At 28.6% G+C, this 19868-nt stretch carries 18 protein-coding genes, 1 pseudogene, 1 riboswitch and 1 other annotated feature; of the genes and pseudogenes, 5 read left to right on the forward strand and 14 right to left on the reverse strand.

Annotation, left to right across the window (positions count from 1 at the left end):
* Positions 1-14 precede the first annotated feature (14 nt).
* Positions 15-123: riboswitch (SAM riboswitch) on the reverse strand.
* Between the two features lie 110 nt (positions 124-233).
* Positions 234-623 (reverse strand): PilZ domain-containing protein, encoded by a 390-nt coding sequence (locus tag ACZ5N4_RS13445; RefSeq protein WP_464210705.1) that lies wholly within the window; start codon positions 621-623, stop codon positions 234-236.
* Between the two features lie 243 nt (positions 624-866).
* Here ACZ5N4_RS13445 and ACZ5N4_RS13450 point away from each other — a divergent pair, with 243 nt between their 5' ends.
* From ACZ5N4_RS13450 to ACZ5N4_RS13460, 3 genes are read left to right on the forward strand one after another with little or no spacing between them, the layout of a single operon-like run.
* Positions 867-1094 (forward strand): FeoA family protein, encoded by a 228-nt coding sequence (locus ACZ5N4_RS13450; protein ID WP_178907587.1) that lies wholly within the window; start codon positions 867-869, stop codon positions 1092-1094.
* A gap of 26 nt (positions 1095-1120) precedes the next feature.
* The gene (gene feoB, locus ACZ5N4_RS13455; protein ID WP_464210708.1) at positions 1121-2881 is read left to right on the forward strand and encodes a ferrous iron transport protein B; all 1761 of its coding nucleotides are present in this window, start codon (positions 1121-1123) and stop codon (positions 2879-2881) included.
* Between the two features lie 30 nt (positions 2882-2911).
* Positions 2912-3064: a FeoB-associated Cys-rich membrane protein gene (locus ACZ5N4_RS13460; RefSeq protein WP_464210710.1), complete on the forward strand. Its 153-nt coding sequence runs from the start codon at positions 2912-2914 to the stop codon at positions 3062-3064.
* A 97-nt stretch (positions 3065-3161) separates the two neighbouring features.
* Here the strand turns inward: ACZ5N4_RS13460 and ACZ5N4_RS13465 are convergent, their stop codons facing one another.
* The 8 genes and pseudogenes from ACZ5N4_RS13465 to ACZ5N4_RS13500 all read right to left on the reverse strand — a co-directional run bounded on the left by ACZ5N4_RS13465 (position 3162) and on the right by ACZ5N4_RS13500 (position 13296).
* A complete protein-coding gene (locus ACZ5N4_RS13465) occupies positions 3162-3542 on the reverse strand; it encodes a CBS domain-containing protein (protein ID WP_464210712.1) in 381 nt (126 codons plus the stop codon).
* 72 nt (positions 3543-3614) lie between these two features.
* A complete protein-coding gene (locus ACZ5N4_RS13470) occupies positions 3615-4412 on the reverse strand; it encodes a ribonuclease H-like domain-containing protein (RefSeq protein WP_464210714.1) in 798 nt (265 codons plus the stop codon).
* A 168-nt stretch (positions 4413-4580) separates the two neighbouring features.
* The gene (argS, locus tag ACZ5N4_RS13475) at positions 4581-6272 is read right to left on the reverse strand and encodes an arginine--tRNA ligase (protein WP_464210716.1); all 1692 of its coding nucleotides are present in this window, start codon (positions 6270-6272) and stop codon (positions 4581-4583) included.
* 109 nt (positions 6273-6381) lie between these two features.
* Positions 6382-6608: a binding site (T-box leader), on the reverse strand.
* Between the two features lie 73 nt (positions 6609-6681).
* Complete coding sequence (locus ACZ5N4_RS13480) at positions 6682-8715, reverse strand: methyl-accepting chemotaxis protein (protein ID WP_464210718.1); 2034 nt, start codon at positions 8713-8715, stop codon at positions 6682-6684.
* A gap of 975 nt (positions 8716-9690) precedes the next feature.
* Positions 9691-10763: pseudogene (locus ACZ5N4_RS13485) on the reverse strand (thioredoxin domain-containing protein); the annotation flags it as partial.
* 106 nt (positions 10764-10869) lie between these two features.
* Entirely contained in the window at positions 10870-12381 is a 1512-nt protein-coding gene (locus ACZ5N4_RS13490) for a recombinase family protein (protein WP_464210720.1), read from the reverse strand.
* 79 nt (positions 12382-12460) lie between these two features.
* Positions 12461-12592: a hypothetical protein gene (locus ACZ5N4_RS13495; RefSeq protein WP_464210722.1), complete on the reverse strand. Its 132-nt coding sequence runs from the start codon at positions 12590-12592 to the stop codon at positions 12461-12463.
* A 119-nt stretch (positions 12593-12711) separates the two neighbouring features.
* Positions 12712-13296 (reverse strand): zinc ribbon domain-containing protein, encoded by a 585-nt coding sequence (locus tag ACZ5N4_RS13500; RefSeq protein ID WP_464210724.1) that lies wholly within the window; start codon positions 13294-13296, stop codon positions 12712-12714.
* 508 nt (positions 13297-13804) lie between these two features.
* On the opposite strand from ACZ5N4_RS13500, the gene ACZ5N4_RS13505 reads away from it, so the two are divergent.
* Positions 13805-13975 carry a hypothetical protein gene (locus tag ACZ5N4_RS13505; RefSeq protein ID WP_464210726.1) on the forward strand — a complete coding sequence of 57 codons (171 nt, stop codon included), beginning with the start codon at positions 13805-13807 and terminating at the stop codon, positions 13973-13975.
* A gap of 185 nt (positions 13976-14160) precedes the next feature.
* On the opposite strand, the gene ACZ5N4_RS13510 is transcribed toward ACZ5N4_RS13505, so the two are convergent.
* From ACZ5N4_RS13510 to ACZ5N4_RS13520, 3 genes are all read right to left on the reverse strand, one after another.
* A complete protein-coding gene (locus ACZ5N4_RS13510; protein ID WP_464210728.1) occupies positions 14161-15150 on the reverse strand; it encodes an SHOCT domain-containing protein in 990 nt (329 codons plus the stop codon).
* A 167-nt stretch (positions 15151-15317) separates the two neighbouring features.
* Positions 15318-16454 carry an Ig-like domain-containing protein gene (locus ACZ5N4_RS13515; RefSeq protein ID WP_464210730.1) on the reverse strand — a complete coding sequence of 379 codons (1137 nt, stop codon included), beginning with the start codon at positions 16452-16454 and terminating at the stop codon, positions 15318-15320.
* Between the two features lie 12 nt (positions 16455-16466).
* Positions 16467-16817: a hypothetical protein gene (locus ACZ5N4_RS13520; RefSeq protein WP_464210732.1), complete on the reverse strand. Its 351-nt coding sequence runs from the start codon at positions 16815-16817 to the stop codon at positions 16467-16469.
* A 236-nt stretch (positions 16818-17053) separates the two neighbouring features.
* On the opposite strand from ACZ5N4_RS13520, the gene ACZ5N4_RS13525 reads away from it, so the two are divergent.
* Entirely contained in the window at positions 17054-17842 is a 789-nt protein-coding gene (locus ACZ5N4_RS13525; protein WP_464210734.1) for a YHYH domain-containing protein, read from the forward strand.
* Positions 17843-18059: 217 nt separating this feature from the next.
* On the opposite strand, the gene ACZ5N4_RS13530 is transcribed toward ACZ5N4_RS13525, so the two are convergent.
* On the reverse strand, positions 18060-18632 hold the full coding sequence (locus tag ACZ5N4_RS13530; RefSeq protein WP_464210736.1) for a tyrosine-type recombinase/integrase: 573 nt from the start codon (positions 18630-18632) through the stop codon (positions 18060-18062).
* A 416-nt stretch (positions 18633-19048) separates the two neighbouring features.
* Positions 19049-19855, reverse strand: a complete 807-nt coding sequence (locus tag ACZ5N4_RS13535) for a minor capsid protein (protein WP_464210738.1) — start codon at positions 19853-19855, stop codon at positions 19049-19051.
* Positions 19856-19868: the final 13 nt, after the last annotated feature.

Genomic DNA, 19868 nt, shown 5'->3' on the forward strand with positions numbered 1-19868 from the left:
AAATTCGTAGATTCCTCTCATCTCCCAGCCTTCGCTGCAGGAATTAGCACCGTTGTATTACAAAAAAGTAACACCGGTTGCTGGGCTTCATAGGGCCAGTCCCTCCACCACTCTTGATAAGTTAGATTATGTATTTTATTTTGTTTTAATCATTATAACAGCATAAAAATTCAATGTCAACATTATTTGCTAGTTAACTTAAGAGTTACTACTATCATAAATATGAGTACACTTTAATGACTATCTACATATCTTTCTATGATGTTAATCTGATTCATATCTAATGAAATAAACTCACAGCCTATATAATAAAAGGATTCTTTAATGATAATTCTTTTCACTTCTGTAAGGCACCAGAAAGATGGATTATCTTCTATCTTTAGAGTAAAATTAATAAAATCACCTATTTGTAAAGCTATCTTACTTTCAATTAATATGCCAGTTTTTGATAGATTTATAGTTCTCATAATTGGTCCTTCAAATTTATATTGTTCATAAATACTTCTATTGTTTACCGCAGGATAATATATGTCTGCATAAAATTCTGCTCTATTAGCAAATCTTTTTTCTGAACTTTTATATATATAATCTCCATTTTTATATACTGTATTTTTAAAAATCATTGTATCCCTCTTCTATATAAGTTTATATACTGCAGCATATATTATACCATTATCTGTACCTTATATCTTCAATTTCTAACTATTTATTTAAAATATTTTTTAATAAAAATTAAATTTTGTCTTAAAAAATATAATTTTATAAAAACTTAAACATATATTTTAGTTATTATTGACATAGGATTCTAAAGATGATATTATTAACCTATAATAAATGATAATGATTTTCATTACGAGGTGGTAGAAATGAGTATTTGTGATTTAAGACCTGGACAAAAAGCTTTAATTGAAAATATAAGTGGAGATGAAAAACTGGCTAAGAGACTTCTTGCTTTAGGATGTATAGAAGGAACAGAGGTTGCATTAAAGACTGTTGCACCTTTTGGAGATCCTTTGATTATAAACTTAAGAGGATTTGATTTAGCAATACGTAAACAAGATGCTAAAAATATATTTATAACAAATTCCCGTTAAATTACACTTTTTAAGGAGGTTTTTAAATGATAACAGCAGCTTTGCTTGGCAACCCTAATGTGGGTAAAACTTCTCTTTTTAATCTTCTCACTGGTTCAAACCAATATGTAGGAAACTGGGCTGGAGTAACAGTAGAAAAGAAAGAAGGTTTCATTAATAATAATATAAAGGTAATAGATTTACCTGGTATTTATGCCATGGATACATATTCTAATGAAGAAAAAATTGCGAAAAACTATTTACTTGATGGAAATGCAGACGTAATTATAAATATAGTCGATGCGTCTAACCTAGAAAGAAATTTATATTTAACTACTCAGCTTAAAGAATTTAATAAACCTATAATTCTAGTTCTTAATATGGTAGATGTAGCGGAGTCTAAAGGTATTAAAATTGATTATTCTTGTTTATCTAAAGAGCTAAACGTTAAGATTTTACCTATAGTAGCTTCCAAAGGCAAAGGTATTGATGAGTTAAAAAATTTGTTGATTGGTGGCGATTTTTTACAAGCCTCAACTGATAATGGTTATCAATTTCAGCATGAAAAAGAAGCATATACCTACATAAGTAGTATCTTAGGCAATTGTTTATCTTATAGTAAAACGGAGTCTGTTTCAATAACTGAAAAAATAGATAAAATTATGCTTAATAAATTTTTAGCCTACCCTATCTTCTTTGGCATATTAGCATTAATTTTTCAATTTACCTTCAGCTGGGTGGGACAACCTATAGCAGACACACTTAGCGATTTCCTAGATAATTCTATGATTCCTTTTTTACATCAAGCGTTATCTAGTACTAGTCCTTGGTTCAGTTCATTGTTAATAGATGGTATTGTTGGAGGAGTAGGTTCTGTAGTAGTATTTCTACCTGTTATCCTTGCTCTTTTTCTCGGAATATCATTTCTTGAAGATAGCGGATATATGGCAAGAGCAGCTTTTATAATGGATAAATTAATGAGAAAAGCTGGACTATCTGGAAAGGCATTTATTCCACTAATAGTTAGTTTTGGATGTTCAGTGCCTGGAATAATGTCTGCTAGGACTCTTGAAAGTGAAAAAGATAGGAAACTTGCTGCACTTTTAGCACCACTTATGTCTTGTAATGCGAGGCTTCCAGTGTATGCCATGTTTACTTCCGTATTCTTTGGAGGAAAAGAAACTCTAGTAGTGCTATCACTTTATATCATGGGAATATTTTTATCTTTTATAATAGGTATAATATTTAAAAATACTTTATTTAAAAAGGAAGAAGAGCCTTTTATAATAGAACTTCCTGAGTACAAAATGCCTGAGTTTAAACATGTTATGATTCATACATGGGATAAAGGAAAAGGATTTTTGAAAAAAGCTGGCGGTATAATATTTGCAGTGTCCGTAATAATTTGGTTTTTATCTAATTTTAATTTACAGGGAATGACTGAAATGAATAATAGTATCTTAGCATCCATTGGTAAGGCTATAGCACCATTATTTGCACCTTTAGGCTTTGGTACTTGGCAAAATTCAGTTTCCTTACTTACAGGCCTTATGGCTAAGGAAGTTGTTCTAAGCAGTATGGGTGTTATTTATGGAGGAAATTTAGAAACTTCTTTAGCACATGGATTTACCCCTCTATCTGCTTATGCATTTTTAGTTTTTGTATTGCTATATACTCCATGTATTTCAGCTATTGCAACCATGAAAAAAGAATACGGTAAAAAGATGGCTGCATTTTCGTTAACTTATCAATTTGTACTTGCATGGATTGTATCCTTTATAGTATTTAGAATAGGTTCTTTATTATAAGATTAAATATTAATTGTGGAGGTGTTGGAATTGGCAGTAGAAATTATAGTTACCTCTATTATAGTTATAGCTGCAGTTTGCATATTCTATAGAAGCTTAAAGAAAAAAGGTTCGGGTAATTGTGATTGTGGTTCTTGCAGTAGCAGTAGCCACTGTCCTAGTTGTAAAGACTCAAATGAATAATGTAAATAAAAAAATCTGTCTTAATCATATTAAGACAGATTTTTTTACATATTATATTTAACAACCTTTTATAATTAATATATTAGATAAGCCATAATTATTTACGGTAGGTTTCAATAAAGTAATCAACTATATTTTCCATAGTAGCTAAGCCTAATATGGTATTGTTATCCATTATTGGTATAGCAATTATGTCATTTTTCCTTAATCTTTCTGCAATCTCAATAACATCTTCATCTTTTGATGCAGTTATAACCTTTTTAGTCATTACCCATTCTACTGGACAAGTATCATAATGTCCCTGATCCATTAAAAATCTATATATATCTGCTTTTACTATCATTCCTACCAATGATCCGCTATCATCTACTACCGGTGCACCATTGATATTGTTATCATTCATTATCTCTAACGCCTTAATTAAAGTATCATTTGGACTTAATCTAATAATGTCGTAAGTTATTATTTTACTTAACATAAATATCCCCCTTTTATATAATTTAAATTATAAGTCATAAAATATATAGGATATAATAAACAAAGTTAAACTTTAATAGCTGTTATTTATTATATTGCTTAACTCGTTACAATCTCTACAACCTTTTAATATTTGATCTATGATTCTAGATGCGGCTTTTTTTGACATTCTCTCTAAATCTATATCCAATGAAATATTGTTTTTGCTCAATAGACTTTTTAAATATCTTAGCTGTTTCTCAGTAATTACATTTTCTCTAATTAGGTTTTTGTTATTTTCAATATTAAAAATAAACTCATGAATTTTAGGTAAGCTTAAAACATCTTCATAATTATGAAGCATAATTATATTTTTTAATCTATCTTCCCCTGTTAATAAAAACTCCTTGTATAGATCTACACTTATTCCGCCGTCTATTTGGTCCTCTCTCTTTATTCCTATATATTTTTCTACACCTTTTAAATTACATCTCTCTATTCCAAGCTGTTTATAGTAAGGCCTAATGATTCTATATAAATCAACGTGATTTTTAGGGGTATTAAGAGCTACATTATGTTTTTCCATTCTGTTTATTATAAATGGTTCGTCAAAGGCAATTCCATTATAAGAACACCAAGTATTGTACTCTTTTAGATCTATTAAAAAATTATACAGTATTTCTTCTTCCTCTTCCAGACATTCAGCATAATACTGCTTTATACAAAAATTTCTCTCATCATTAAATTTACCAAATGATATTAATATTATATTGTCGTCATCTTTATCAAAACCTGTAGTTTCTATATCAAAATACGCTACACTATCCATACCATAGTCACTGAATATATTTTTATTTATCTTCAGTAACTCATTACACTCTCTAATTAACATTATAATCCTCCAAACTATTGCTACTACATATCACAAATTTAAAATAGGATCATTAATTTTATCATATAATTAAATTAACTTATAATATCTATTATATAATAATGTAGTATATTTGAAAACTCTATAAAAGGCAATGAATAAAAATCCATCGCCTTTTATAGATAAATATTACATTTTTTCTACTACTTGTATTCCAATCAAACCTAACCCATTTTTTAGCACTTGGCAGGTTGCTTCCACTAACTTTAATCTAGCATTCTTTGTAGCTTCATCTTCTGCATTCATAATGCTGTGAGCATTATAGAACTTATTAAATCCTTTAGCAACCTCTATTAAATATCTTGTTACTATAAAAGGCTCTAATCTCTCTATAGAATTTAGTATAGCTTTATTAAAACCTTCAAGAGACTTTGCAAGTTCAAATTCTTCGCTAGAATTTAATTTGCTATAGTCTACTTCTACATTAACTTCTCCTGCTCTTCTAAGTATACTCTTTCCTCTTGCATAACTGTATTGTACGTATGGACCAGTCTCACCATCGAAGCTTAATATTTCACTCCAGTCAAATACTATATCTTTTTCCCTGCTGTTTTTTAAATATGCAAATATTACTGCACCTATACCTACTTTTTTTGCTACATCTTCCTTATTATCAAGATCAGGATTTTTTTCATTTATTATTTGTAATGTTTTTTCAATAGATTCATTTAATAAATCCTCTAGCAATACAACATCACCTTTTCTTGTAGATAGTTTCTTATCTGCGAATCTTACAAGACCATAAGAAACATGCTTACATAAATCTGCCCAATCGTTACCCATAAGCTTTAATGTAGTAAATACTTGATTAAAGTGAAGAGACTGACCTGCTCCAACCACATATATACTCTTATCAAAATTATAGGTTTTCTTTCTATAAATTGCTGCAGCTAAGTCACGGGTAGCATATATAGTAGCTCCATCTGCTTTTTTTATAATACATGGAGGCATATTATACTCATCTAGCATTACAACTTTTGCTCCATTACTCTCTACTAATATTCCTTTTTTATCAATCTCATCTATTACAGCATCCATTTTATCAGAATAGAAGCTTTCTCCAGCATAAGAGTCAAATTCTATTCCAAGCATATCATAAACTCTTTCAAATTCCTTTAAACTTAGATCTTTAAACTTTTGCCATAGTTTTACTTCTTCTTCACATCCATCTTCTAATTTCTTAAAGTACATTCTACCTTCATCATTTAAAGATGGATCTTTTTCTGCTTCGTCATGGAATTTAACATAAATTCTTAGCAATTCACTTATAGGTTCCTTTTCCAAAGCTTCTTCATCACACCATCTTTTGTATGCTGATATAAGCTTTCCAAACTGAGTTCCCCAATCACCAAGATGGTTTATTCTAACACAATTATATCCTTGTGAATTTAACATTTCATATAAAGCTCTACCTATAGCGGTTCCGAATAAATGGCCTACATGAAAAGGCTTTGCAATATTAACTGATGAATATTCAACACATATATTTTTCCCATGACCTAAGTCTGATGAACCATATCTATCTCTTTCTGTTAATATCTTTTCTATTGCATTTTTTGTAAAGTCAACTTTATCAACAAAAAAGTTCAAATAAGGACCTAAGTTATCTATTTTTTCAAATCCTTCATTATTTATCTTTTCTTTTAGTTCCTGAGCAATCATATTAGGTGCTTTTCTCAAAGTTTTAGATAACTGAAAGCAAGGAAAAGCATAATCACCCATCTCGGATTTTGGTGGTATTTCTATAAGTCTTTCAATGGCATCTAACTCTAAATCAACATTTTCTTGTATTCTTTCTGCAACTAATTTTTTATAATCCATATTGCAACCTCCCTATTATTTCTTTATATTAAATTATATATTTTTCGCCTATATTATGATACTTTAATTATATATTAAAGGTTAAAAATAAAAAAACCGTCTCTATTAAAATAGAGACGGTTATTATATATCCGCGGTACCACTCTTATTGAACTGGCATTTGCCAAATCCACTCAAAACTTTAACGCAGTTAACGACTTACTTGTGATTTAAAATCAAATCTTTTTCATAAGTATCTCCAAGATTCTCTTCCTATTTAGCTTTCCTACAGGCTTTCACCATCCCTGCTCGCTTTTTAGGATTTACTAAAAGTACTCTTCTCTTCAACGAAATTACTATATAAATTACAACTCATTATATTACCATATTTTAATATTTGTCAAGACTTTTTTGTTATATGATATATTCTTTATATTTTAAATATTTTTATACTATCTTCTAACTCTAATGCCATTTGAGTTAGCTGTTGAACACTTTCTGTAACTTGTTGAAGCACAGCTGTTTGCTCTTCCGTTGAAGCTGCAACCTCTTCTGTATTAGCCGCTGTATTTGTTGTAACTGCTTGAATTTCGTTAATGTTATCATCCATTCTATCAATATTATCTTTAGAATTAATAATCATTTCGTTAACTCTTTGCAAATTAGTTCTTGTTTCATCAAAGGATTTTAGAATTTCATTTAATGAGTCTCCTACAGCTTTTACAATTGACTGTCCCTTCTCAGATTCTCTGTTACCTTCTTCTATTGCAATCAGTGCTTTATCGGTTTTCTGTTGCGTAGAAATAATTAAATCCTTAATATTATTTGATGATCTCATAGATTCTTCTGCTAACTTTCTAACTTCCTCTGCAACAACGGCAAACCCCTTTCCAGCTTCTCCTGCTCGAGCAGCTTCAATTGAAGCATTAAGAGCTAAAAGGTTAGTTTGATCTGCAATTCCATCAATTATTTGTACAATATTACCTATTTGTTTTGATGTTTCTTGAAGTTCTGATATCACCTTTGAAGAATAGTTTACACTATTTTTTATTATGTCAATTTGATTGACCATATTGTCCATTTTTTCTCTTCCATCTGATGCAAGTTTACTTGTATCATCTGAGAACTTCATTACATCTGTAACTTGATCTTTTATGGTTGATATATTGCTAACTACATTTTTCATGCTATGAGATACATCTTCAGCAGCTCTTACTTGTTTTTCGGCTCCATCTGCAACTTCTTGTGTCGAGTTTGAGATTTCTTCTGAAACTTGAGCTACCTGTTCAGTAGATGACAATAATGATTTTGATGATATTGCAAGATTTTGTGACACTTCATTAATTTTAGCCGTTATACCTCTAAGATTTTCAATCATATTATTAAAGCTTATACCAAGTACTCCGATTTCATCATTAGTTCTTATTTGAATATTTTTACTTAGGTCACCTTGGGATACATTTTCTGCTGCTTTTGTTAAATCATTTAGAGGATTTAAATTTCTTCTTATTATTCCTCTAAGTATTAATCCGCTTACTAAAAATGTAAAGATAGATACTAATGCAAAACTTATTAATATATTATTTAGAGCAGCATATTGATTCTTAAGAGAAAGACCAATGTTTGCGGCCTTTATTATTTTTCCGTTAGCATCTTTTATAGGAATTAAAACATCATAGACAGTCTCTCCTTTATAGTTATATATAGAAGAATATGTTTTACCTTCCTTTACCGCGGCTTTGCTTCCAGCATCAGTTAACGTTATTCCAATTCTACTTTTGTCACTATGTGCTGCAGCTTTTAAATTTGGATCAATTGTCAAGGCATAAACTATATTTGATTTTTTACTTAGCCTGTCCACTAATGTTTGATCATCTACTGCATTACCTAATTTTGCAACTTCATTTGCAATTACCCCTACTTGAACAAGCCCACCGTTCTTTAATGCAACTGCTCCATACTTATAATAGTTTTGATCAGAACTACTACTACTTTTTCTTATTTTTTCAATAAGCTCACCTTGTGACCCTTTTAGAACAGCCTGTATAGGATGATCAGTAGGATATTTATAATTAATGTTTGCTGGTAGATTGGAATATAATATTACTCCATCTGCATTAGAAATATTTATCTCTTGTACATTTATGGACTTTGCAACCTCAGTAAGATATTCGTTAGAAAAATTAGCATTATGTCCTACCAAGTAGGCCGTTGTTGAAATTTTTTCACCTAACAATTTGTCTACTTGATTAAGTATAGCATTGTTAGTTTGCATTTCAGCACTTATTTCCTCTGTCAAAAGCATCCCATCTTCTTTGACTTGATTTAGGAATTTTTTACTTATGACGTTATATGAGACGACAGCAAGTATAATTGTAGATAACAGTACTACTAATAAAGAGCTTACTGTTATTCTAAATTTTAGAGAGTTTTTATTTTTTATAATATTACTCAATAACTCCACTCCATTCTATATTTGATATTAATTTCATTACGATTAAATTCTACATTAATATTTTGTAAACTTCAATAACTTCTTGTTAAATTCTGCATAAAATTTAGCAAAAAAATACTTTTTTGTCGTTAAACTACGCAAAATAGGAGATATTTGCAGTAATCATCTGCAAGTACCTCCTATAAATTACATATAGTACTAATGATTTTAGTTGAATGAATATTATATTTCTTCAAACTGATTGAAACTGTTCATGTATGCTGTTATAAAATGAGTATATGCAATTGGGTTTCTTTTTACTGTTGTGCTAAATGTTTTAAATTGTCTCTCAGCAAATTGTTTAAACTTAGTATCATTAGTGATATCATAAAGTCTTAACATATTGAATGCAGCTACGGAGTTTCCAGAAGGAGTAGCACCATCATAAAGTTCTTTAGGTCTTACTATAAGTTCTGCGCTATCTAATCCATATAAATATAAACCACCTTGTTTTTCATCCCAGAAAAGTTTCATCATTTGATCATGCAAATAAAGAGATTTTTCTTGATATTTAGACTGAGAATTAGCTTTGTATAGTTCTATAAGCCCCCATATTATAAATGCATAATCTTCTAGTACTGCTGCATATGCGGATTCTTCTTCGCGGTATCTGCTAAGCAGTCTTCCGTCATCTCGAATAAGTTTTTTTAATACAAAATCAGCTGCTCGCTCAGATATTTCAATATATTTTTGATTGTTAAAAATTCTTCCACTATAAGCAAAGGATGCAATAGCTAAGCCATTCCATGATGTTAATGTTTTATCATCTTTAAAAGGATGTATTCTTTTTTCCCTGTAATCATATAGTTTGACTCTCATTTTTTCCAGTTGTTCTTTTAGATTCTCGTTTAATTCTAATTTTTCTATATCCGTATTTATTAAGTTAGGTATATTTTTTTCTTCGAAATTTCCTCTTTCGGTTATTCCGTACAGTTCACAATAAGTTTTTCCATCCTGCTTTCCAAGTACTTTTTCTATTTCTTCTATATCCCATACATAAAACTTGCCTTCTACCCCTTCTGAGTCTGCATCCTCTGCTGAATAAAATCCCCCCTCAGGCGATATCATATTGTTTATCATATAAGTATATATTTTCTCTGCGATTTTCTTGTATAATTCTTTTCCTGTGATTTCATAAGTTTTTGTATAAATCAAGGATAAGAGTGCATTATCATAAAGCATCTTTTCAAAATGAGGAACTAACCACTTTTCATCAGTAGAATATCTGGAAAATCCAAATCCTACATGGTCAAAGATTCCTCCCTTATACATATGCTTTAAGGTCTCCTCAACCATGTTTAAAGCATTTTTATCTTCAGTTTTAATATAATACTCTAATAAAAAATACATATTATGCGGTGTTGGGAATTTAGGTGCTCTACTAAAACCAGCATATCTTTTATCAAAGGATTGTTTTAAAGAATGTATGGTTTCATTTATAATACTTTCATCAATTTTATCATTTTCATTAATTTCTATTGCAGTTTGTCTCTTTATCTGATCAATCATTTCAAGACTATAGTCTACCAGTCTCTTTTTATCTTTACTCCATATATCATATATGGAATCTAACAGTTCTATCAGTCCTGGTCGGCCATATTTGCTTTCCTTTGGAAAATAAGTTCCAGCAAAGAAAGGTTTTTTCTCTGGAGTCATTATTATGGTAAGGGGCCACCCACCGCTTCCTGTATAAGCCTGACAAAAGGTCATATATATGCTATCGATGTCTGATCTTTCTTCTCTGTCTACCTTTATTGAAATAAATTTTTCATTTAATACTTTTGCTACTTCTTTATCTTCAAAGCATTCACGCTCCATTACGTGACACCAATGACATGTGCGATAAAGACGCAAATTCAGCTATACCCAATAGATAAGAAGATAGGTTTATCTTCGGCTTTTGCCTTCATAAATGCTTCTTCACTCCATGCGTACCAATCAACAGGGTTGTAAGCGTGTTGTAGTAAGTATGGAGCCTTTTCATTTATTAATCTATTGGGTTTGTTGATTTGTGTCATAACACCACCTCCTTTAATTGTAAATATATTCTCATATATTTTCTCCTTAAAGTAGTGTTGTATGCAAAATAAAAGATACAAAGAACCTTTAACTTATATTAACCCCTTATAGAAAATTTATGGTAAATGTTATTTCTTCATCACCAATCCTTGTCCATATTATTGATTCTAAAAATGTTTTGTAAAATTTGTTTCTATCGCTTATATCTGATATCTTATCAATGTTTTCAATATAACTATTTAATATCCTTAACTTATCTAAATTAGTGATTTGTTCTTGTTTTTTCAGTTCTCTTTCATATCTCGAAAGTTCTAACTTAACATCGTTTATTTTATTTTCCCATTTACTTTTTCTTATTAAAAATTCATCTCTTGAATAATCTCCTAATTCATAACTATCTTGCACTTTTTCAAGTGCTTCATTGTATTTATGCAGATCTTTATTTTTAACTTTAATTCTTTCTTGTATCTCTTTTATTTCGGTATCATGAGATTTTCCCATGTTAGCAATTATATCATCTCTAAATTTCAAAACTGCTTTATTCAATTCATCTCTAACCTTATTAAATGAACCACCACGGTTAACACATTTTACACCAAATTCATTTCTATGGTTACAAGCCTTAATTGTACTATTGTTTCCTCTTCTTTGAGTTGCTAATGTATGTCCACAAACCCCGCACTTTAAAATTCCTGTAAATTCACCCTTTGATGACCTTGCTGATAATGGTAGAATCCTTCTTTTATCAATTAATGATTGTATTTTATCAAAATCATCTTGTGTTATTAATGCTTCGTGACAATTTTCAACAGCTATCCATTCATTTTTAGGTATTCTTTGGTATTCATCGTCAGTATCTTTTTTTATTTTATGACCATCACCTTTTTGCTTATTACTGATAATCTTGCCTAAATATGTTTCATTTTCTAAAATCCTATAAATCGCAACGTTTGACCAATTATTTCTTTTTCTGGTTTTAATACCTTGCTTATTTAATTCCCATGCAATTTTATGAGGTGATAAACCTTCCAATGCTTTTCTTACTATATATTTGTATATTTCTGCTTCTTCATCATTCACAACAAGACCTTTTTCATTAAATTTATCTTTATATCTTTGATAACGATACGCAAATGGAGGTATACCATTTGTCCAGTTTCCCATTCTCGCTCCTATTTTTTTACCTTGCTGCAATCTCTTCTTTATCTGTTTGTATTCTTGTCTTGCTATTAAACCAGCAAAATCGGTATACATATCATCCGAATCATTACTTAGGTCATAAATCTTATTTGGTGTAATAATTAAAGTATTAGATTTTCTAAAGATCTTCTTTATTTTATCTTGTTCTCCCATATCTCCACGACTTAGTCTATCATAGTCATTAACTAAAACAGCATCATAAATACCACTTTCAACATCATGTAATAACTTCTTCATTTCCTGCCTTAATTCAATACTATCTGACGTTCCAATTTCTTTATATTTTATAAACTTCCAATTGTTTTTCTTACACATTTCTGTCAAAACAATTTCATGTTTTTGCAAATCTTCTTCATCACCACGACTTTTTCTTAGGTATATAGCAACATATCTTATATCATAATTAACATTAGCCATATCTTCTTTCCTCCAAATTATAAATATATATTAACATTAAATCCATTACATGACAACATGAAGTGTTCATAAAATATTATTATGCAATTTCTTTATCTGACTTCTCATTTAATTTTCTATTCAATAATTCTTTGTTTACTATTTCTTCTAAAACTTTTGCACAATTCTTTAATGCTTCTTTACTTGGTTTATTATTAATTATCACTTTCATATATCCATCCTCCTTAAATTTAAAAATAAAAAAGCAAGCCTAAAAACGACTTGCTTCTGAATTAGTTACTTAACTTTATTAAGTTTTTATACAACTTGTCTATCATTAATATAAAATTATTACCATCTATATTCGCATTGGTTACACTCATAAGTCTTAGTTAATTTACCAATCGAAAAAATACCAAATAAAGCTACTGAACCAGTTTTACTTAATCCACTTATCTTTTTTACATTAATTGATTTACAGTTTGGACACTTAATTGCATTATCCTCAATATCCCGAGTTTGTTTTATATCTTCAGTATCTTCACGATTATTATTCTTAAAATAATTTATAGGACTAGTTTCTTCATCTAGTACAATACAAACTATTGCACCTACACTCTCTAATTTACTCTTATAATCTTGTGCTTCTTCTAATTTTAAATCATCTAATAGTAAATACGGATTATACTTTATCATTTCCATTGCAGTATCTATATTAGTACCTAATAAATCTATTAATTTATAGAGTACATCTGATGGTGTTTCACCCGGTTCTTCTAAAATAAGAGAATATTTATTATTTAAATGTTCTTCTTTTTGTTCTTCATTTGTATTACTTTCAGCTTTCTTCTTCATTGGTTCACCACAATTAGGGCACATTGCTGCGTTTGGTGAAATCATTTTTCCACACATAGGACATTCTATTAAGTTCCCCATATTAATCATCCTCCATTAAGTCTATATATTAATAATATACCTCCCTGTTTTTCTACTTATTTCTATTTTATATAAAAATTATATAAACATCAACAAATCCTCCAAAATGGAGTACCTAAAAAAATATTCCCTATCGATAAATTCTCATGGCGTAAGTGTAAAAAAATTTTTTATAATATTTTCAATGAATTGCAACTCATAAAACCCATTTAAATCGGGTTTTGTTTTTTATAAATTATAATTATGTATATAAAATATATCTAAGAAGTAGAGAAAATGTATATATTCTATATCCAAATGTGTTGAAAATACGTAAAAAAACTATTAATAAAATATTAATTTTTATACTTTTATAACACTAATGCATTTTCCAAGCAGTGTTTCTATCACAAATCAGTATATGCTTTATTAATTAAAAATTGACATGAGTAAAAAGTGCAAATAGAGAACTGCTTATTTCTATTTTATAATTTATATAAAGAAAAAACTTATAAGGAGGATGAATGGAATGGATAATTCTATTGCTATTACTACAATTGTTTGTGTTAGCTTTGTTGTTGCAGTTGCTATAATAAAAGGGAGTTCTTTTATTATAATAGGCGATTTTAAAGACTTAAAAGGTAAAATTTTTGTTACTGGTAATAAGAAAAACTCAATAGCAAAATGGTATCATGATTAGAACTCAATATATGTTTTTTAACATTAAGTCAACTGACCTGCTTCACGATTAAAAAACACCTCATTTGTCCATAATTGCAAATGAGGTGTTTAGCTATGTTAAATTTTAAAAGTATAAAATCTAAAAAACATAAATCTTACATAAAAATTTCTACATTAAATATATATATGCTTTATTTCTAATGTTTATAAGCTTTTTAACAATTCTTTTTTCTTATTATTAAATTCTTCTTCTGTTAAGATTCCATCATCTTTTAATTGGGCTATTTGTCTTATTTTATTATAAATATCATTTGAATCATTATATGTGTTACTTTGTTTTGCTTCTTTATTTACAAAACTTATTTCTTTACTTGGAATTAAATCCATAAATACATTATAAGCTTCAGTACAAAAAAACATATATTCCTTATTAGAATTTATATCTAATTCTAAAATAGTTTGTCTTTCATCTATAAGTTTATTTTCTGTTTTTATCTCATTTATTTTTCTTCTACTTCCAATAACCGCACCAGCTCCGCCAGCTATAACACCGCCTATAACTGCACCTGTTAAAGAAGAACCTCCTCCATCACCACCGCTGATGGAGGTTTCAGTATAAAAATCACCATATCTACTAAAAGACAATATATTATTTAATGGTATTTTAAATAATTTTATACCATAAACATATTTATCCAAAAAAATCAACTCATCATTTTCTATCCATACATAAAATGTTTTTTGTTGATGTTTTTCTATATCATTTATTGCAATTGCAATTATATAACCGTCTTTATCTGAAGTCTTATTTAGAGTGAAATGATTTTCCGCCTTTTTCCTTTCAAGCAAATCTGATAATATTTTATATAAGTTTTCATTTAATTTACTTCCTTGAGAACCTTTTAATGTATTTTTAATTGATTCCCAATCACCATATCTTTTTATATATTCTTCCTTACAATCATTAACCTCTTTTTTATATTTTGATAATGAATCATTTTCTTCTAAAAATCCTTCAAAATAATTACTTCCTTTTATGTAATCAATCTCTTTATATTTTTCTGGAATTAAACTGTTATGTTCTTTTAATCTATTTTCTTTGTTTTTTAGATATAAATTATTGCATTTATCACATAACATTCCACCTTGGAAAAATCCCAATTTCTCATTACAATATTCACAATATCTTGCCATATATTATATCTCCCTTAACCACATTTATGATTTAATTCAATTATATTACTAAATAACCTTTTAAGAAAGTGCTTATATATCAAATCCTACTTATAAACCAAAACTTGTAATACTATTCATACAAAAAAAGAAAAAGGATTACCCGTAATGAGTAACCCCTAAAAAATTTAATATGGAGTTATTTTAATTTTACTAATAGCTTTTACATTTGGATTATCTTTGCTTATAGCAATAATATTGAAATATTTTGCAGAACTATCATTGAAGAGCCACTTATCTGTTGCTTTAACTGTGCAAGTCGTATCGGTAGATGCTGTAATCTGAACCCAAGGAGTAACTACCTTTCCATCATTATCTACATCTTCTACTGACCAAGTACAAGGCATAGTAGAATTCCATGTTCTAATTCTTCCTAGTGGCATACTATCCTTGCCTAGAATCCCTAATTGAATCCTATCAACTTCTAATACTTTTACATTAATAATCTTTTGTACATTTTCAAACTGTACGTTTATAGTAGTATTACCTTCATTTATTCCTGTGATTAATCCCTTTGAATCTATTGTAGCAATAGAATTATCTAATAATGTATATATAATATTAGGATTTACTACATTTTCAGTTTTATTATCTACTGTATCCTTTACATTTATAACTAATTGCTTTGTTTGTCCCTCTTCAAGTGTTATATTATCCTCATTAATAATCATGTTATAATTATGTTTTACTTCATGTATCCAACGGTCAGCAATTTCATTTTCTTTATCATCATAAGCACCAAGCTCTGTATTTCTAGCGTATAAATACAATAACCCTGGAATTTCCGAAGTTTTCGTTTCAACTTCCCAACAACTCTGCATTTTAATAAATCTACAACCACTGCCTATTTTTTTAGTTATATTATTCATTTGCATTGTTAATTTTATATTTCCATCAAGAACTTTTATCTTTTCATTTTCAAAAACACTCTGAGAAAAAGTTTCTATAATACAAGGAATTTCTTCTAACTTATTATGTATATATATTTTAAGGACATGAGGTGCTTTTCTAAGAGTTGCCTTGCAAGAATTTTTAGTTTGATATACTTCTCCAACTATGACCCAGTTTTGGTTTTGATAAGAAATTAAATCTCCTGTTGCTATAGGAAAATCAGTCCTTATATTTCTATAATCTATAATTTTATCTTTATTAGTTCCTTTTGTAATTAATGCAGTTTGATCTTTACCATTAATTTTAATAGATTCTCCTATAGTAGATATCATATAATTAAAATCATCTTTAAAATTAGTTTCAAATATATTCATATACTGCACCTTCTAACTAAACATATAAATAAAACTCGAACCATTATCAAAATTAGAAATTATATCATCATCTGGTATTTGTCTTATTTTCTTTTCAAGTGCATCAATTCTATTCTGAAGATTTTCTGCAAAATTACTTATTGTAATATCATCAGTTTTATAATTTTTCATAGTCTGAGGATTATTTGCTATATCTTCTAATACAGATAAGGCTGCTTTATAAATATTTTTCTTATTAGTATTAGATTGAGCATTATAAATATCGGTAGAATTAAGTCTATTTTCTTGTAAATATATTAAAAGTTTGTCATCAGTTATGGTTATTCCTTCAATAGCCATTTTTAAACGTTCTAAGTTAGTCATTTATTATCTTTAGTGCAGGTTCATATAATTAAGTAGCAACCCCACTAAATTCTCACTTCCTTTCTTTTTATACTGTTTTATGTATATAATACGTTAATAAATTTATTTATAATTTCCAAACCACAAAGCATTATGTAGTCTTTTTTGTTCTGCTTCAATCATCATCCATGGAAAAAAATGATAAAATATGCTATATTCAATTATAGAAAAACTTTATTTTGAGAAAGGAGATACCAATGCGTAAACTTTCAAAAACACAGATGATAGTATTCTTCTCTATTTTATTATCGGTATCTCCAGTTTGTGCACACTCTGGTAGGACAGACGCAAATGGTGGGCACTATGATTCTGCCACAGGACAGTATCATTACCATCATGGTTATTCAGCGCATTATCACACGGATGGCATATGTCCATATGATTTTGATGATAAAACAGGATCAAGCAACGGAAGTAGTTCGAGTTCAACAGGAACAACTAGCGAAAGTAGTTCGAGTTCTATAAAATCAACTAGTAGTCACCCATTATTAAATGTGCTTGGGGCTTTATTTATACTTTTTGCTCCATCAATTTTAATAGGTTCACTTATTGAGAAAATTAGTGATAAGAAAAAGGAAAAGGAGCGAATATTAGCTGAACTAGAAAGAAAGCGCCACTTTGAAGAAGAAAAGATGTATTATTCAAATCTATACCAAAACAAGTCAATATCTGAGTTGGCAAACATACCTTCCAACATTGAGTTTGATGAAATTGATCTGCCTATATCAGTTGATAATAGTGGTCTCAAATGGGGAAAAGAGTTTACAGTATTCGTTTCTAAAAATGGTCGATGCTATCATAGAAAACCAAGGTGTTGTGGTGTACAAAATACTATGCATATTTTTAATGCAGTTAAAAGTCGTAAAATAGGATGTTCAAAATGTGTACGAGCTACTGAAGCTGAAAAAACATCCAGAGTACCAGAATGGTATCTTAAATATCTTGAAATAAAAGAAATCAAAAGCTATTACAAGATAGATAACTAAATACCTTTAATTTTTGATTTCTTCATATGTTAATATGTTTATTACTTTCATGAGTTTCATATTTCTTTCTTAATTTATAGTTTAATTATTTTACTCAAAAATCGTGATTTTTTAATGTGCGTAAAAAATTAGGTTTACTCAGGAAAAATTTTTGTCAATTAGGGTAACGACTTTATTTATCGACAAAATAGTATATAAAAAAGAAGATAACCGATTGTTACCTTCTAAAATTTCTTAATGCATCTTCATATTCATCATCAACTATATGTGTGTATATCATTGTTGTACTTAAATCACTATGTCCAAGTGCCTTTTGTACTAATCTTATATTCTTTGTAGCTCTTAGTAAATCAGTAGCATAGGTATGTCTTAGGGTATGTGGACTTATTTTCTTAGCAATACCAGCTTTACCAGCATAATTTGCAACCATTTCTCTTACATCTCTATCCTTTAACTGCCCTTTATCTCTATTAGTAAATACAAATTCACATTTACCAAGCTTTTCAACTTGTTTTTCTTTCCATAGCCTTAATTCTTCTATCATTTCATCACTGATCCATAGTATTCTATCTTTTGAACCTTTACCTTCAACTACCTTTAATTGTCCTGTCATTAAGTTTATATGCTTCCATTGTAGGTCTATCATCTCGCTTAGTCTTAATCCAGTTGATAAGAATAGTTTAATCATAGTTCTATTTCTTAAACTACTAAAGTATCTTACATTAAATACATTAATTAATTGTTGTTGCTCTTGTTCAGTTAAAAATTCAGGTATTTTTTTATTACTCATGATATAAACCACTCCTTTTATAATAATTATAATTTTCCACCCAAAATACATATTATAGGTGGTTATTCACTACAATTATTATTATAAACCCAATTTATCCCGAAATCAAGTATAAAAGGTGGTTATTCACATATTTATTTTTACTTATGAAGTGTAGCATAATTTAATGCAATGCGCTACAATACATTATATAGTATATTATAATATGGTTATCAATAACTCATATTACAATTCGACATATCAGTGTTATAGAATAATATGTGAACAAAGGCTTGCATGTGTAACAATGCATACAAAAAGAGTGCATAAATACATCAACCATCAAACCCACTAATATCAACACTTCTCATTATATCCTCAATGTATATTTATTTGTATCCATACACATTAATACATTACTTAATACTCACAACAAACTATACTACACCAACTAATATACACTTGCATAATACATGAGTATCTTCTATTGGTATAGGTGCTTCCTCTAAATCAAATACCTCTCCATGTAATGAACTACACTCACTACATGTATTTTTCTCCAACTCACTAATCCACATTACTTTTTTAATACCACTGTCTTTATAACTTTGCATCAATGCTTCATTAAATACTCTACCTATTTCATTATCAATTAATTTATCACTATCATTTACACCAATATTAAAATCTTTATCAATTGATTTATTAATATCCTCAATAGACTTTCCTGCTTTTAAATGTTTCTTAATATTATTTTTAGATTTATTAATAAATTTTTCTTTATTAGTCTTATTTCTTTGAGTATTATTCTTATTATCTATCTTCTTATCGATCACTTTATTAATAGTAATATCGCTAAGTTTACTAACATTTGAATTGTCGCCTAATTTATATTTACCTATTAAATATATACTTTTATAATAGCTATCCTGAAATACTCTATATAATAGATAAGACAACATTACAGCCTCTTGTTTTCTTAAATCATTGCCAATAATTTTTAGTTTATTTTCTAACTTCTTAATCTCTCTATTAATATTTTGGTAAGACATATTCAATTCATTATCTTTTATACATTTCAAATATATCTTACCAATATAATCTTTTAATTCTTCTCTATGCTGCTTATACATTACTAATAGTTTTTTAAATTCTTTATCATCTTTATAACTTAAAATTAATAAAAATAAAGCAACTAAGCTTTCACTCAATTGCTTTTCCTTATCATTATTCTGTTGATCCATTTAACTCACCTTC

The sequence above is a fragment of the Clostridium nitrophenolicum genome (genome assembly GCF_055391695.1).

Bases quoted from the DNA above. Each gene is read 5' to 3' on its own strand.
- ACZ5N4_RS13445 (WP_464210705.1), bottom strand. From the start codon at position 623: ATGATTTTTAAAAATACAGTATATAAAAATGGAGATTATATATATAAA.
- ACZ5N4_RS13450 (WP_178907587.1), top strand. From the start codon at position 867: ATGAGTATTTGTGATTTAAGACCTGGACAAAAAGCTTTAATTGAAAAT.
- feoB (WP_464210708.1), top strand. From the start codon at position 1,121: ATGATAACAGCAGCTTTGCTTGGCAACCCTAATGTGGGTAAAACTTCT.
- ACZ5N4_RS13465 (WP_464210712.1), bottom strand. From the start codon at position 3,542: ATGTTAAGTAAAATAATAACTTACGACATTATTAGATTAAGTCCAAAT.
- ACZ5N4_RS13470 (WP_464210714.1), bottom strand. From the start codon at position 4,412: ATGTTAATTAGAGAGTGTAATGAGTTACTGAAGATAAATAAAAATATA.
- argS (WP_464210716.1), bottom strand. From the start codon at position 6,272: ATGGATTATAAAAAATTAGTTGCAGAAAGAATACAAGAAAATGTTGAT.
- ACZ5N4_RS13490 (WP_464210720.1), bottom strand. From the start codon at position 12,381: ATGGCTAATGTTAATTATGATATAAGATATGTTGCTATATACCTAAGA.
- ACZ5N4_RS13495 (WP_464210722.1), bottom strand. From the start codon at position 12,592: ATGAAAGTGATAATTAATAATAAACCAAGTAAAGAAGCATTAAAGAAT.
- ACZ5N4_RS13500 (WP_464210724.1), bottom strand. From the start codon at position 13,296: ATGGGGAACTTAATAGAATGTCCTATGTGTGGAAAAATGATTTCACCA.
- ACZ5N4_RS13505 (WP_464210726.1), top strand. From the start codon at position 13,805: ATGGATAATTCTATTGCTATTACTACAATTGTTTGTGTTAGCTTTGTT.
- ACZ5N4_RS13510 (WP_464210728.1), bottom strand. From the start codon at position 15,150: ATGGCAAGATATTGTGAATATTGTAATGAGAAATTGGGATTTTTCCAA.
- ACZ5N4_RS13515 (WP_464210730.1), bottom strand. From the start codon at position 16,454: ATGAATATATTTGAAACTAATTTTAAAGATGATTTTAATTATATGATA.
- ACZ5N4_RS13520 (WP_464210732.1), bottom strand. From the start codon at position 16,817: ATGACTAACTTAGAACGTTTAAAAATGGCTATTGAAGGAATAACCATA.
- ACZ5N4_RS13525 (WP_464210734.1), top strand. From the start codon at position 17,054: ATGCGTAAACTTTCAAAAACACAGATGATAGTATTCTTCTCTATTTTA.
- ACZ5N4_RS13530 (WP_464210736.1), bottom strand. From the start codon at position 18,632: ATGAGTAATAAAAAAATACCTGAATTTTTAACTGAACAAGAGCAACAA.
- ACZ5N4_RS13535 (WP_464210738.1), bottom strand. From the start codon at position 19,855: ATGGATCAACAGAATAATGATAAGGAAAAGCAATTGAGTGAAAGCTTA.